Below are 14,747 nucleotides of genomic sequence, written 5' to 3'. Positions count from 1 at the left end.
GTAATACCATCACCAATTGATTTTGACAGTTAACTTTTTATTTGTCTGCCCTCAAAACAAATAACGTAGCTCGTCGATAACTAGACTTCTTGCATGAATCAATGCGGGCGGTCAACATCAGCGAGTAAGGCGCACTTCCGCAACTGACCCACGGATTGCGAGACAGTCCGTTGCGAGGCAATAGCTACAATGGGGGAAACCCCCATGCAGGAAGCAAAGCTTCCAAGCGTCGCTAGACGCGACTTGGGCGGTACCCCGCCCTGCGCTATTGCTGAGGGTGCGGGGGTTTCCCGCGTTATAGGAACTGTCGAGGGTACGCCCTTAGAAAACACTGGCTAAAAATGAAGTCAGAGGTCAGGGGTCAGATATGTCGCTATGATTCGCGAGTTCATGCAGAAAAACAAACTGTACTGATTCTATATTATTCAGGCGATCGCCTTACTCCTTTTTTGTATTTACCAAAGATATAAATCGTAGGTGGGCAGAGAAAAACCTCTCTTAGAATAAAAATATTTATTTGATGCCCACCAAAATCACAATCAAGCGCAAATTATTAATTTTATAATTTTTAATTTGGTGGGCAAAGGGTTTCTCCCGAAACAGTTTTATATTTTTCAGCTTTTGCCCACCCTACAAAATCTTTGTTTTTAATCATAATTATTGTGCTGGCAAAATGTTGCAAACGAACTCACAAAATCTAGTAATACTAAATCTTTTTCTCGATCCCCTATCGCCCGTACCCATCACCCGACTATAATCACACAGAAAACGTTAGCAGGAATAAGCACCATAGTAACTTAAATGCGGATTTTATTTGTAGCAGCAGAAGTCGCTCCTATTGCCAAAGTAGGGGGACTGGGGGATGTGGTAGGTGCATTACCTAAAGTACTAAAAAAGCTAGGTCATGATGTCCGTATTTTTATGCCTTACTATGGCTTTTTAAACGGCAAAATAGATATTCCCCCTAATCCTGTCTGGCGGGGAAATGCCATGTTTAATAGCTTTGCTGTTTATGAAACTGTTTTACCAGATAGTGATGTCCCAGTTTATTTATTTGGTCATCCTGCTTTCGATCCTTCCAGAATTTATGCAGGAGAAGATGAGGCATGGCGGTTTACTTTCTTTAGTAATGGCGCAGCCGAGTTTTGCTGGAATTACTGGAAGCCAGAAATAGTTCATTGTCATGATTGGCATACAGGAATGCTTCCTGTGTGGTTGAATCAGTCACCTGATATTTCTAGCGTTTTTACAATTCATAATTTAGCTTACCAAGGTCCTTGGCGATGGTATTTAGAGCAGATTACTTGGTGTCCTTGGTATATGCAGGGACATAATGTAATGGCTGCTGCGGTGCAGTTTGCCGATCGCGTTAATACTGTCTCTCCTACTTACAATCAACAAATTAAAACCGTTGAATATGGCGAAAAGCTTGAGGGCTTACTTTCCTTTATTAGTGGTAAGACTAAAGGAATTTTAAATGGCATTGATACGGATAGTTACGATCCTGCCAAAGATAAAGCTCTAGAGCAAAATTTCACTCAAGACACTGTAGCCAAGAGATCGATCAATAAATCCGCTTTACAAAAAGAATTAGGTTTGAGCGTCGATCCGAACGCTTTCTTCATGGGAATTGTCTCAAGACTTGTTGACCAGAAAGGAATCGGCTTGCTGTTGCAGATAATTGATCGCTTTATGGCATATAGCAATTCTCAGCTAGTAGTTTTAGGGACGGGCGATCGCCAAATTGAAACTCAACTATGGGAGGTAGCCACTCGTTTTCCTGGCAGAGTGTCAGTACAGCTACTTTATAATGACTCATTAGGACGTAGGATCTATGGTGGTTGTGATGTATTCCTGATGCCTTCTAAGTTTGAACCCTGCGGTATTAGTCAGATGTTAGCAATGCGCTATGGTTGCATTCCGATTGTGAGGCGCACTGGTGGCTTGGTAGATACGGTAAGTTATCACGAGCCGATGAACAAAGCAGGTACTGGCTATTGTTTCGATCGTTACGAACCCCTAGATTTATTTACCTGTATGGTTCGAGCTTCCGAAGGATTTGTTTATAAAGATAGATGGCAAGAATTACAGCAACGAGCCATGAGTCAAAACTTTAGCTGGGTAAAATCGGCTATAGAATACACCAAGATGTATAAAGAAATCCTTGGTCAATCAACTGACTTGACCCAAGATGAGCAGGAAAAACTAAAAATATTAACTTCATAAACAGATCTACTAGTACGTCTAATGTGAATTAGGGGTCAGACCCTGCGTCGCCGTCAGAGGTCAGACCCCTTCCGTAAACATCAACATCGGTTTTTCCAATAATTGAAATAATTGAATTGACTATACTTTTAATCCACATAATGCAGTTAAATCTGCCTAAGTTGAATTTTTTTATGAATCTTTTTATTTACTGAAAAATATAGGTTTTCTCTAATAATATAGATAAAGAAAGTTAATTTACATCAGATCTACTAGTAGTTTATTTGCACTGCCGTCTACTAGAACTTACGAATAAGTCATTTTGCCTATCATTTGAATTAAAATTTCTATAGATACAAAACTTTTTAAGCTACTTAATTCATGGTCAAGTCTCCCTTACCACCATCAGATCAAGAACGAGTAAATTTTAACTTAGCCAAATCAGAACTAAAGACAATCGCCTTGGATGTTGGGGGGATGAAATGTGCTGGCTGTGTCAAGGCGGTAGAAAGACAGCTAGAGCAGAATTCTGGGGTAGTATCTGCCTGTGTCAACCTGATTACAGAAGTTGCGGTAGTAGAATATGAGACCCAAAGCGTCGCCCCAGAAGCTTTAGCCGAGAAGTTAACTAAAACTGGTTTTCCTAGTCAATTGCGAGCGAGCGATCGCAGTATTTATCAAATCGCCCAGTCAAATCAGGCAAAACGACAACAGCAGTCAAAAAAACAAGTTCAGCAATTGATTACTGCTGCTGTATTGCTGCTTTTTTCGGGTATAGGACATTTACATCACCTGGGTTTGCCCTACATACCTGTACTAAGTAACATCTGGGTTCATTTTGCTTTGGCAACTCTGGCTTTACTAATTCCAGGGCGATCGCTTTTAATTGATGGTTGGCGTAGCCTAAGTCACGGAATGCCTAACATGAATACCTTGGTTGGCTTAGGTACAACCAGTGCTTATTTAGCTAGCTGTTTTGCCTTATTTCTGCCTCAACTGGGTTGGGAATGTTTTTTTGATGAGCCTGTAATGCTCTTAGGCTTTATTTTATTAGGGCGTACTTTAGAAGGGAAAGCTCGTAACCGCGCTTCTGCTGCTTTAGAGAAGCTAGTTTCTTTGCAACCGCCTATTGCCCGTTTAATTGGCAAACAAGATAACTCTGAGACGATTGAAATCCCCGTAGAACAAGTTAAGCCATCTGAATGGCTGCGAGTCTTACCAGGAGAAAAAATTCCTGTGGATGGAGCGATCGTGGTAGGAGAAAGCACCGTAGATGAATCGATGCTAACAGGGGAGTCAGTGGCAGTAGCTAAAGCTAAATCGGATTTAGTCCGTGCAGGCACGATTAATCAGTCAGGAGTTATCACCATCGAAGTCACAGGTATTGGACAAGATACCACCCTGGCAAAAATCATCAATTTGGTAGAAGATGCCCAAACCCGAAAAGCACCAGTACAGCAGCTAGCTGATACTATTGCTGGTTATTTTGCCTATGGCGTTATGGCGATCGCAACTCTGACATTTTGCTTCTGGTATTTTGTTGGTACGCAAATTTGGGATTCTGTCTTACTAGGCGCATCTCACTCCATGTCTATGGCAATGGGAATGACAGTAGCAACCTCGCCTTTATTACTCAGTTTAAAACTGGCGATCGCTGTACTGGTAATTGCCTGTCCCTGTGCTTTGGGTTTAGCTACTCCCACAGCTATTTTAGTAGGTACTAGTATTGGTGCAGAAAAAGGAATTTTAATTAAAGGTGGAGATATTCTCGAACGTGTTCATAAGCTAGATACGGTAGTTTTTGATAAAACAGGCACTTTGACTCAGGGTCAACCTCAAGTTACCGACTGTATTCCTTTAGCAGATTTAACTCCTGAAGAATTGTTGCAGCTAGCAGCATCAGTAGAAAATGGTAGTAATCATCCTCTAGCACAGGCGATTATGACCGCAGCAAGAGAAAAGGATTTATTGTTTTTAGCTACAAAAGATTTTAATACTGCTATTGGACAGGGAATATCAGCCATTGTTACCGATAAAAAGGTGTTGCTAGGAAATCAGCAGTGGCTAGCCACCCATGAGATTACAATTAGTGAGGATCATGATTTAAAAGCTCAGTTTATTGCCCAATCGGGTAAAACAGTTATTTATCTGGCTATAAATGGTGTTTTAAAAGGTTTAATCGCGATTGAAGATAGTTTACGCCCTGATGCGTCAGAAACTATTAAGCAATTACAAGCCTGGGGATTAAATACGGTGCTGCTGAGTGGCGATCGCTCGGAAGTGGCTCAAGGGATTGCTCAACAGTTAAATATTACCCAGTTTTTTGCCGAAGTAAAGCCAGAGGACAAAGCAAAAGTAATCGGATCATTACAACAACAGGGTCAAATAGTTGCTATGATTGGCGATGGCATCAATGATGCTCCCGCATTAGCTCAGGCAGATGTAGGTATATCTCTCCAAGGCAGTACAGATGTGGCGATCGCTACGGCTGATATTGTTTTAATGCAAAACAAGCTGGCAGATGTGATTGAATCAATTGAGCTTAGTCGTGCTACAGTCAACAAAATCAAGCAAAATCTGGTCTGGGCATTGGCATATAATGTGTTCGCTATTCCTATTGCCGCAGGAATTTTATTACCTCAATATGATTTACTGTTGTCTCCTGGTTTAGCAGCATTAGCTATGGCATCTAGTTCTTTAATTGTAGTGACCAACTCTCTTTTATTGAATTTCAATTTTGCTACCAAAAACTAATAACTATCTATTTTAAGCAACAAACCTGGGTACAATAAGTTGGTGAATATAGACTTGGCTCATGACTGCAAAACCTGTAATACATCGAGAAGAGCATATTTTAATTGTTACCGATGGCAAAGGACACCGAGAAATAAAGCTTAAAGATGAAGTTTATTCTTTGGGTCGAGGTATGCAATGTAGTATTGTACTGCAATCTCAATTTGTATCTCGTCATCACGCTACTTTAGTCAGACGACAAGAAGAAGAGCGTAATTGTTATCGGCTTATTGATGGTGACTCCGAAGGCAATACCAGCGTCAATGGATTATTGATTAAAGGTAAAAAAGTTAGGTTTCACGATCTAAAACATGGCGATAAAGTTATTTTTGGTCCTCAAGTAGAAGCAGTATATCAGTATCGTGAATATGATATTTTTCCGACTATTCCTCCTGACGATCCCTATGACATTACCTTAATTGATCCTGCCATGATGGATGTAGATGAGGAAGGAGAGTAACACAAATTTAGCAATTAGTTAGGGGCGAAGGGCCGATCGCCCCTACATTAGAAAAATGGATGCTTTCCAAGATATACTAGGTCAAGATAAAGCGGTTGAATTATTACAACAGGCGGTAAAGCTAGACCGCATTGCTCCAGCATATTTGTTTTGTGGCTCTTCGGGTATTGGTCGTAGTATGGCTGCAAAAAGTTTTGCTCGGCTATTGCTTAGTATGGGTTTAACTCCAGAAAAGCTACCTAAAGTTGCTAGAAAACTAGCCACAGGGAATCATCCAGACTTACTTTGGGTAGAGCCTACATATCTGAGTAAAGGTGAATTGTATACCGCTAAACAAGCTACTGAGCAAGGTTTGCAATACAAAACACCTCCCAAAATTCGGATTGAACAAATTCGTAATCTGACTCAATTTCTTCATCGCCCTATACTTGAAGCCAAGAGAAAGGTTGTAGTTATTGAAGATTCTCAAACTATGGCAGAAGCACCAGCTAATGCCTTATTAAAAACCTTAGAAGAGCCAGGCAAAGCCACCCTAATTTTAATTGCTCCTGATGCGGATTTATTATTAAGTACATTAGTATCGCGCTGTCAGCGTATTCAGTTTTATTCTCTATCTGAAGCTAATTTAAAAACAATACTCGTAAATCAAGGATATCAGGCAATTTTAGAATACTCTGAGCTAATGGCGATCGCCCAAGGAAGTCCAGGAAAAGCGATCGCTGCCTGGAATCAGCTACAGACAATTCCAAATCAACTACTGTATCAACTCAAACAGTCAATTAAAACACCTCTACAGGCTATGCAATTAGCCCAAACAATTACTGACGAGCTAGATCCGTCAACTCAACTTTGGTTAATAGACTATCTGCAATACTACTATTGGCAGCAAAACCAACGAAGTAATCTGATGCACCAGTGGGAAAAAACTCGTCGATATCTCTTGAGTTATGTGCAGCCTCGACTTGTTTGGGAATGCGCTTTGCTGAGTCTTGTGGACTAAGAAATAAGTAAACAGAAACTTACTAATTTAAAATGTTTATATAGAATTGATTATGATTTTTTTACAAAACATTGATTTTTATATATGATTAAAGCAGATAATCAGTTAATTACCATTGAGGAGGATCGGTTCTTGATTCCAGCAACTCTGCATCAGTTAAAGGTATTTGAGACGGTGGCGCGCAATGGCAGTTTTACCCGTGCAGCCGAGGAATTATTGATTACTCAACCCACTGTTTCTAGCCAAGTAAAGCAGTTGACCAAGGCTATTGGCTTGCCTTTATTTGAGCAAATAGGTAAAAGCCTCTACTTGACTGATGCTGGTAAAGAGTTGCTAATTACCTGCCAAGATATTTTTGAGAAGCTGAGTAATTTTCAGATGAAGGTGGCAGATCTCAAAGGCACGAAAGAGGGACAGTTGAATCTGGGGGTAATTACAACCGCCAAGTATTTTGTTCCCAGGCTGCTTGGCTCTTTTTGTCAGCATTATCCTGGTGTTGATGTGGCACTCAAAGTAACTAACCACCAGGAAATTCAGCAGCGAATGCTAGAAAATAAAGATGATTTGTATGTAGTTAGTAATCCTCACCGAGATATTGACCTAATCAGTAAGCCATTTTTGAACAATCCTTTAGTTGTTGTCGCCAGGAAAGATCACCCCTTAGCAGGGCAAAAAAATATTAGTTTGACTGAATTAAACGATCTCTTTTTTGTTATGAGGGAGAAGGGTTCAGGAACTAGAGAAGCAATTTTTGAGCTATTTAGTCAGCATGATATTGCTGTAAAGGTCAAGCTAGAGTTAGGCAGTAATGAAGCAATCAAACAAGCGATCGCAGGAGGATTAGGCATATCAATCCTTTCAGAACACTGTCTCATTTCTGAGAGGATATTAGGCGAGTTGACTGTTTTAGATTTCCAAAATTTTCCTATCAAAAGGCGTTGGTTTGTATCTCACTTAACAGGCAAAAAACTTTCGGTGATTGCCGAAACATTTTTAGACTATTTGCTTGAAGAAAGTCCAAAAATGACTTTTCCAGAATCGAGTATTTTAGCCCAACTTGCTCAGTAGAAAGAATAATTTCGGGTTTTGGAGTTAATAAAGTCTAGCTAGCGATCGCATTACGTTGAATAACTCCAATATGACCATCAAAAGGTTTTGGCACTGAAAAAATAGTAAACTGCTGACTTGCTTGATTACCTAAATTTGTATATATATATGTTTAATAAGATTAAAATAATATCTGATTACCTGAGCATATTCTAAGCTTCGCTAACAACCTGTGCTGATCTTAATTTCCCCTGCCAAAACCCTAGATTTTGAAACTCCTGCAAGTGTCGAGTATTTTTCTCAACCATATTTTTTAGCTGATACAGAGGTTTTAGTTGAGCAACTACGTCAGCTATCAGCACCAGAGATTTCATCGCTGATGAAAATTAGCGATAAGTTAGGAGAGTTAAACGCATCCCGCTATCAGACTTGGCAACCTTCATTCGATCATACGACTGCTAAACAGGCTTTACTGGCTTTTCAAGGAGATGTTTATCAGGGAATGGCTGTTGATAATTTTAACCAGCAAGATTTTGACTTTGCTCAAGAACATTTAAGAATTTTGTCTGGGTTGTATGGTCTACTTAAACCATTAGATTTGATTCAACCTTATCGCTTAGAAATGGGTACAAAATTAACTCACTCTAAGCTAAAAGATTTATCAGTCAATACTCTTTATGAATTTTGGCAGGATAAGCTAACTTTAGCCATTAATCAGCAATTGGAGCAATTAAATCTCAAAACCGTAATTAATTTAGCTTCAGACGAGTATTTCAAAGCAGTTAAGCCAAAATTACTGAAAGGAGATATTATTACCCCTGTATTTAAAGATTGGAAGCAGGGAAAATACAAAATAATTAGTTTTTATGCCAAGAAGGCTCGCGGTATGATGGCTGCATACATTATTAAAAATAAATTGCAAAATACCCAAGACCTAAAAAATTTCAGCGAAGCTGGCTATGGTTATAATGATGAATTATCCGATCGCCAGAATCTAGTCTTTACCCGCCACAAATAGATTCAGGCAACGAATATCGCAGTACGTTGATTAGTTAGGACAGAAAAATGAACTGCTCGTAAGTAACAAGTAACAAGTAGCAGATGTCCTAATATAAGTACGTATTGCTATATGTATTTTGATTGGCAATAGACAGTAATAGGCAAACTATTGTATAGGTATATTCAATGTTAGGTTGTTATTAGATTGCTGCACCATGTTTAATTCTTTAAGTCTAAAATCCGAATATCGCTGTTTTGATGGTACTGTTGCTTACTATACTCATCATTCAGACTCCTGTAACTGCGATCTGAATTTTGCAGTTTATCTTCCTCCTCTGGCACAATCTCAACCAGTCCCAGTTCTTTATTACCTTTCAGGCTTAACCTGCAACGAAGAAAATTTTATTACCAAAGCTGGCGCACAACGTTACGCTGCTGAGTTAGGAATTATGTTGGTTGCGCCTGATACTAGCCCCCGCAATACAGGCATACCTGGAGAAGACGAGACGTGGGATTTGGGTAGTGGTGCAGGATTCTACATAAATGCGACGGAGAAGCCCTGGAGTGAACATTACCAGATGTATAGCTATATTACCCAAGAGTTGCCACAGTTGATTAAAGATAACTTTTCAGTTAAACCAGAAAAACAAAGTATTTTGGGACATTCTATGGGAGGACATGGTGCCTTAATTTGTGCTTTAAAAAATCCCCAACAATACCAATCAGTATCCGCCTTTGCACCCATAGCAGCACCGATGAATTGTCCCTGGGGGAACAAAAGTTTTACGGCATATTTAGGTAGCGCTCGCCAAAAGTGGGCAGAATACGATGCCACTGAATTGATTAAGCAAACCCAATTAAATTCTACAATCCTAATCGATCAGGGTACTGCCGATCAATTTTATGAGCAAAAACAGTTATTACCAGAAAATTTTCAACAAGCCTGTCAGCAAGTAGGACAAGATTTAAATTTACGCTGGCAAACGGGATACGATCACAGCTATTTTACGATTAGTACGTTTATAAAGGATCATATGCAGCATCATGCTGTGTATTTAAATAAGTAGCTCCACCTAGAAAAGCATAAAATAAAAAGGTCGCAAAAACCGCATCATATTAAAGAATGCCAACAGCATTCAAAGTAATTTTAACGAAAGAGGAAAATCAAACATTACAAGAGTTAAAAGTAGCACAAACAATACTTCGACGCACCAAACAAAGGGCAATAGCATTACGCCAGAAGGCGAAGGGATTAAAAGTTAAACAAATTGCTGAGTATTTGGGATAGGCACAATCAGCGCTCAGACAAACAAGGAAGACTTGCTCAATTCATAGTTGGAACAACAATGGATTATTAGGCTGTCTACGTCTTGATCTAGCATGGCTACTGGCGCAGTTAGTGATACATGGGGTGGTGTGGGTAGGTAGATCATTGGGGTTGGGATTGGCTGTGTTGTCTATTGCTGGTTTTGATTCTGTGTCTTCTAAAGGTATGGGAATGATGAGGGGTGGAGGTGTAGCTGAGTCTGAATCTGCTGCGACTGCGGCAATTGTTCAGCTTCCTGATGCGTCTTCACTTCGTTGTATTAGAGATGCTAGGTTTCCTATGTCTACTTGTTCTCCGTTAAATATGCCCCACTCTATATTTTTCAGAGTATTTGTTCCGTCTTCTCCATTATTTTTGTGAGTAATATTAGACGTAAGATATTTCCATAACTTAGATTTAAAAGGCGTATATTATAAGTCAGAGGTCTATTAGAATATTTATAAATTATGATTGGCACGAGCTTTGATTATTTAATTAACTATAAAAGTCTGGAGAAAATTTGCCGTTCTACTAGACAATGAAGTAACTTGTGAATATTAAGAACTTATAAATTGAAATATTACTGTGTCTAAACTTAACTGGTTGATTTCTCTGATAGCTTGCGCTGGCATTACTAGTATATCTTTGCCAGTTAGGGGACAAGCCGTACTACCATACATACCTAAGCTAGATTCAGGAAAACTAGAGGCACAGGGGCTGCAACTGCTTCAAGACGCAGTACAGCTAATTCGCTTTCAACAGTATGATTTAGCATTACCTAGAGCCGAATTAGCAACTCAGTTAGCTTCTGGTAACTACGAAACCTGGTTTGTTCTTGGAGGTCTGTATATTCAAGAAAAAAAGATTAACAAAGGTATAAAAGCTTTAGAAAAAGCGGAGGCTCTTGCCCCAAAAGAAGAAGAAAGTATCTTATTTAGTTTAGGTAATGCTTATTTTCGCAAAGGTGATTATGAAGCAGCCAGAGATAAGCTAGAAGCAGGCTTAGATATAAAGCAAAATTCCCCAGAAGCATTATTTGATTTGGGTAATACCTATCTCAAATTATCTGAGTTTGACCAAGCAATTGAATCCTATGAAACAGCTTTTGCTCAAGAAGCAAGTTTTTGGCCCGCACTGAATAATGTGGGCTTGGTAGAATATGAGCAAGGCGATCGCGATAAAGCAATTGAGAAATGGCAGTCTGTGCTTAAAGTAGACGGCAAACAGGCAGAGCCTCAACTAGCTTTGGCTGTAGCTCTGTTTACCGAGGGAGATGTTCAAAAGGGGATTGAATTGGGTAAAGCAGCTTTAGCAATTGATAATCGCTATGCAGATATTCAATTTTTACAAGACAACCTTTGGGGAGAAAAGTTAATTGAAGATACCCGTAAGTTTTTGAATAATCCGCAAATACAGGAGATGGTCTCTAATTTTAAGGATTCACCAGCAGAAGGGAAATCAGAACTTCCCCCTATACCTTAGATCTGAGATGAAATAAACCGCGTTTACAAAAAAAAGCCTTTAGCTTTTAGCTTCTAAAGATTACTTAAGTAAATAGCTAACAGCTAACAGCTAACAGCTAATAGCTAGGGCGCAGCCCTTTACTTTGCCATGTCAAACAATAATATTTCACTGTCTTTGCTATTTCCAGCGATCGCAATTTGAGCTTCATCAGTAACTGCCGCACCATCCCCAGCCTGGAGTAGTTTTTCGTTTAGCAACACTGCTCCTTTTGCTACCTGTAGCCAAGCTACACGGTCATTTTTGACTTCGTGAGTTAAGCGATCGCCAGAAGTTAAGCTAGCTAGATAAAGATCTACATTTTGATGGATAGTTACAGAGTTATCTCGCCCATCTTTTGAGCCTACCAATCTTAATTTGCCTTGTTTGGCTTCAGGGGCAAATTTTTTTTCTTCATAGCTAGGTTTTAAGCCTCTTTGCTCTGGCATAATCCAGATTTGTAGTAAATGAACAGGCTCGGTATCTGAAGCATTGAATTCGCTGTGTCTAACCCCTGTCCCCGCCGACATTCGCTGCACGTTTCCTGGGCGAATTGTTGAACCATTGCCCATACTATCTTTATGTGCCAATTCTCCTGAGAGGACATAAGAAATGATTTCCATATCTTGATGTCCGTGAGTACCAAAACCTTTACCTGGTATTATTTTATCTTCATTGATTACTCGTAAGCTGGCAAAACCCATCTGTTGTGGATCGTAATAGTTGCCAAAAGAAAAGCTATGTTTGCTATCTAGCCAGCTAAAGTTGGCTGTACCCCTTTCTGCTTGAGGACGAATTGTAATCATCTGGTTTTACCTCTTTGAGCTTATATAAATATTATGAATTAGATTAAAATAAAAGACAATATTATATTTAATAGACATATTGTATCTATTTTTTCTACAATCTATGGATAAGTTTGCCAGTATGGAAGCCTTTGCTCAAGTAGTACGCTCAGGTGGCTTTGCTGCTGCTGCCAGAAAGATGGGTGTATCCCGTTCAACTGTAAATAAGTTAGTAATCAACTTAGAAAATGAATTAAAAGTACAGCTACTACAGCGCAGCACCCGTCAGGTTAATCCCACACCCACAGGACTAGCTTTTTATGAACGATGTGTCGATATATTAGCGGAGGTGGAAGCAGCAGAAATTGCCGTGTCTCAGCTACAAACAGAACCAAAAGGAACGCTAAAAATTAATGCGCCTATGTCCTTTGGTACTTTACATTTAGGTAAGGCGATCGCCGAATTTATGGCTCAATACCCAGATTTGCAGGTACAGCTAACCCTAGACGATCGCTTTATCGATCCAATTGCCGAAGGATACGATCTAACCATTAGAATTGCCCAACCTGAGACATCTCCCAGCCTGGTATGTCAGGCGATCGCTCCTATATCCAGAGTTCTGTGTGCTTCTGATGGCTATCTTAAACGCCATGGACTGCCTAACCATCCTTTAGAGTTAAGGGAGCATTCCTGTCTGCATTATGGGCAGATAGTGACAGGAAACCAATGGCAGTTAATCAACAATAACCAAGAGTATCAGGTGACAGTTAAGGGCGTATTTTGTTCTAATAATGGTGAGGTATTAAAAGATGCAGCCGTTAAAGGTTTGGGTATTGCTCTGTTGCCTACCTTTATTATTAAACAAGAACTAGAAGCAGAAACTCTGGCGATCGTCTTACCTGACTATCAACCACCGGCAGTTTCTCTGTGCCTTATATATCCTTTGAATCGACATTTGAATACTAAGATCCGACTATTCACTGAGTTTTTTAAGCAACATTTTGAGGATAAATAGTTAAAGTACAACATTACATATCAGCAACGCCTATTTGTAAAAAGGAATAGATCACTCAGAATTAGAAAAATATCCCTTATCGTTTTAAATAAGCTCGCGCCATGTAAAAACAGGCAATGCTTTTTCCATCTATAGGTTCTCCTGCTAAGATAGCTTGTTCTAATTCTTCTTCCGTCATTAACACTACCTCTATATCTTCATCTTCGTCTTGCTGGGGTGGTGTTTCTAGCTTTTCTAAATCCTGTGCGAGAAAAGCATAAATGTATTCATCAGAATATCCAGGAGCAAGAATAAATTTACCCATATCTTGCCAGGCATTTGCTCGATATCCCGTTTCTTCTTCTATTTCTCGTTTGATTGTCTCAAATGGAGACTCATTAGCTTCTACTGTCCCCGCAGGAAATTCTAATAGTCTGCCATTAACGGTAAAGCGATATTGTTTGACTAAAACAAACTTACCATCCGAAGTTACAGGCACGGCTAAAGCTCCCCCAGGATGGCGGATACATTCCCATTCTCCCTCAACGCCGTTAGGTAAACGCAGTTTGATTACTTCGTAGTCAAATTTACGACCTTTATAAAAAAGTTTTTGCTCTAGAATTTCTGGTGGTTCGTTACCTACAGACATGATTACATCTTGTGCCAATTATCTTTGTTCATATTAACTGTATCAAGCTTTTAGCTGCAGCGCGAACGCGCAGATCGTCGTAAGACGACTTCACAGCTTTGCTGTGTGCGCTCTTAGCTTTTAGCCTAATAATCAACTAGTTTATTGCTGTTTTTATTGATAAAAATAGTGTTAATCAGGTTCATGAAGTAAAAAATCTGCCAGTCCTAAATATCTAATTCCTGGCGGGGTAATTTCAAAGCGACAGGGCAAAACCTCAACTCCTTGGATTACAGCTTCACGAAGTAATTCACCATATAGAGGGTCGCAGCGATCGCTGGGAGCGAAAACATTACAGTCACTACGATTTATAAAATATAGCATTACTGGTTTTGCTTCGTTTACTAAAGCAGTCAATTCTTTTAGGTGCTTTTGTCCGCGAAGAGTAACTGTATCGGGAAATAAAGCTACATTATCGGTACTCAGGGTAACGCTTTTGACTTCAAGATATATTGGTAGTTGGGTATCTTCTCCCGTCAGCAAAAAATCAACTCGACTTTTTTTATCCTTGCCATAGGGAACTTCTGAACGCACGTTACTATATCTAGATGCTAATTCGGGAAACAGTTTTTGCTCTAAAGCAAGCTTAATCACTCGATTGGGCATTGCTGTGTTGACTCCTACCCAGGCAGAGTTTACCGCAATCATTTCCCAGGTGTATGCTAGCTTGCGTTTAGGGTTATTATTTTTAGAGACCTGGACTAAACTTCCTGGGGTACAGTTACCCGTCATCGGACCGGTATTGGGACAATGAGCCGTAATTATTTCCCCTGTGGCTAATTTAATATCGGCAAGGAATCTTTTGTAGCGTTTGATTAGTTTGCCTGGAAGAAGAGGGGAATATTGATATATTAGGCTCATGCTTAATTATTAAACAAAGACGAAGCCAATTTTATCAGTATTTATATAATCTATTTGAGATCTTTATAACTAACCTTCCAATTCTGTCATAGTTCAATTCGGGTTTAAT

The 14,747-nt window shown here is 39.5% G+C and carries 16 protein-coding genes; 13 read left to right on the top strand and 3 right to left on the bottom strand.

Features of this window, described 5'->3' with window-relative positions; all coding sequences use genetic code 11:
* The first annotated feature begins 189 nt into the window (after window positions 1-189).
* From SLP02_RS08405 to SLP02_RS08350, 12 genes are all read left to right on the top strand, one after another.
* The gene (locus SLP02_RS08405) at window positions 190-339 is read left to right on the top strand and encodes a hypothetical protein (RefSeq protein WP_319420209.1); all 150 of its coding nucleotides are present in this window, start codon (window positions 190-192) and stop codon (window positions 337-339) included.
* 2 nt (window positions 340-341) lie between these two features.
* A complete protein-coding gene (locus SLP02_RS08400) occupies window positions 342-470 on the top strand; it encodes a hypothetical protein (RefSeq protein ID WP_319420208.1) in 129 nt (42 codons plus the stop codon).
* Window positions 471-801: 331 nt separating this feature from the next.
* Window positions 802-2,226, top strand: a complete 1,425-nt coding sequence (glgA, locus tag SLP02_RS08395; protein ID WP_319420207.1) for a glycogen synthase GlgA — start codon at window positions 802-804, stop codon at window positions 2,224-2,226.
* Window positions 2,227-2,586: 360 nt separating this feature from the next.
* Window positions 2,587-4,959 (top strand): heavy metal translocating P-type ATPase, encoded by a 2,373-nt coding sequence (locus SLP02_RS08390; protein ID WP_319420206.1) that lies wholly within the window; start codon window positions 2,587-2,589, stop codon window positions 4,957-4,959.
* 61 nt (window positions 4,960-5,020) lie between these two features.
* Window positions 5,021-5,458: an FHA domain-containing protein gene (locus tag SLP02_RS08385; RefSeq protein WP_319420205.1), complete on the top strand. Its 438-nt coding sequence runs from the start codon at window positions 5,021-5,023 to the stop codon at window positions 5,456-5,458.
* A 55-nt stretch (window positions 5,459-5,513) separates the two neighbouring features.
* Window positions 5,514-6,458: a DNA polymerase III subunit delta' gene (locus tag SLP02_RS08380; protein WP_319420204.1), complete on the top strand. Its 945-nt coding sequence runs from the start codon at window positions 5,514-5,516 to the stop codon at window positions 6,456-6,458.
* Between the two features lie 132 nt (window positions 6,459-6,590).
* A complete protein-coding gene (locus tag SLP02_RS08375; RefSeq protein ID WP_413467343.1) occupies window positions 6,591-7,526 on the top strand; it encodes a LysR family transcriptional regulator in 936 nt (311 codons plus the stop codon).
* Between the two features lie 211 nt (window positions 7,527-7,737).
* Complete coding sequence (gene yaaA, locus SLP02_RS08370) at window positions 7,738-8,523, top strand: peroxide stress protein YaaA (RefSeq protein ID WP_319420202.1); 786 nt, start codon at window positions 7,738-7,740, stop codon at window positions 8,521-8,523.
* Between the two features lie 196 nt (window positions 8,524-8,719).
* Entirely contained in the window at window positions 8,720-9,571 is an 852-nt protein-coding gene (gene fghA / locus SLP02_RS08365) for an S-formylglutathione hydrolase (RefSeq protein ID WP_319420201.1), read from the top strand.
* 56 nt (window positions 9,572-9,627) lie between these two features.
* Complete coding sequence (locus tag SLP02_RS08360; RefSeq protein ID WP_319420200.1) at window positions 9,628-9,792, top strand: hypothetical protein; 165 nt, start codon at window positions 9,628-9,630, stop codon at window positions 9,790-9,792.
* A 162-nt stretch (window positions 9,793-9,954) separates the two neighbouring features.
* The gene (locus SLP02_RS08355) at window positions 9,955-10,191 is read left to right on the top strand and encodes a hypothetical protein (RefSeq protein ID WP_319420199.1); all 237 of its coding nucleotides are present in this window, start codon (window positions 9,955-9,957) and stop codon (window positions 10,189-10,191) included.
* A 204-nt stretch (window positions 10,192-10,395) separates the two neighbouring features.
* Complete coding sequence (locus tag SLP02_RS08350) at window positions 10,396-11,292, top strand: tetratricopeptide repeat protein (RefSeq protein WP_319420198.1); 897 nt, start codon at window positions 10,396-10,398, stop codon at window positions 11,290-11,292.
* A gap of 119 nt (window positions 11,293-11,411) precedes the next feature.
* Here SLP02_RS08350 and SLP02_RS08345 read toward each other — a convergent pair whose 3' ends face one another.
* Window positions 11,412-12,116 carry a pirin family protein gene (locus tag SLP02_RS08345; protein ID WP_319420197.1) on the bottom strand — a complete coding sequence of 235 codons (705 nt, stop codon included), beginning with the start codon at window positions 12,114-12,116 and terminating at the stop codon, window positions 11,412-11,414.
* A 103-nt stretch (window positions 12,117-12,219) separates the two neighbouring features.
* On the opposite strand from SLP02_RS08345, the gene SLP02_RS08340 reads away from it, so the two are divergent.
* Window positions 12,220-13,110 (top strand): LysR family transcriptional regulator, encoded by an 891-nt coding sequence (locus SLP02_RS08340; protein WP_319420196.1) that lies wholly within the window; start codon window positions 12,220-12,222, stop codon window positions 13,108-13,110.
* Between the two features lie 76 nt (window positions 13,111-13,186).
* On the opposite strand, the gene SLP02_RS08335 is transcribed toward SLP02_RS08340, so the two are convergent.
* Together SLP02_RS08335 and sfsA are read right to left on the bottom strand one after the other, a co-directional pair.
* Complete coding sequence (locus SLP02_RS08335; protein WP_319423663.1) at window positions 13,187-13,738, bottom strand: NUDIX hydrolase; 552 nt, start codon at window positions 13,736-13,738, stop codon at window positions 13,187-13,189.
* Between the two features lie 171 nt (window positions 13,739-13,909).
* A complete protein-coding gene (gene sfsA / locus SLP02_RS08330) occupies window positions 13,910-14,638 on the bottom strand; it encodes a DNA/RNA nuclease SfsA (protein ID WP_319420195.1) in 729 nt (242 codons plus the stop codon).
* Between the last annotated feature and the right edge of the window lie 109 nt (window positions 14,639-14,747).

It is taken from the genome of Pleurocapsa sp. FMAR1, assembly GCF_963665995.1.
GTDB lineage: Bacteria > Cyanobacteriota > Cyanobacteriia > Cyanobacteriales > Xenococcaceae > Waterburya.
This window is presented reverse-complemented; position numbering and strand designations above follow the sequence as displayed.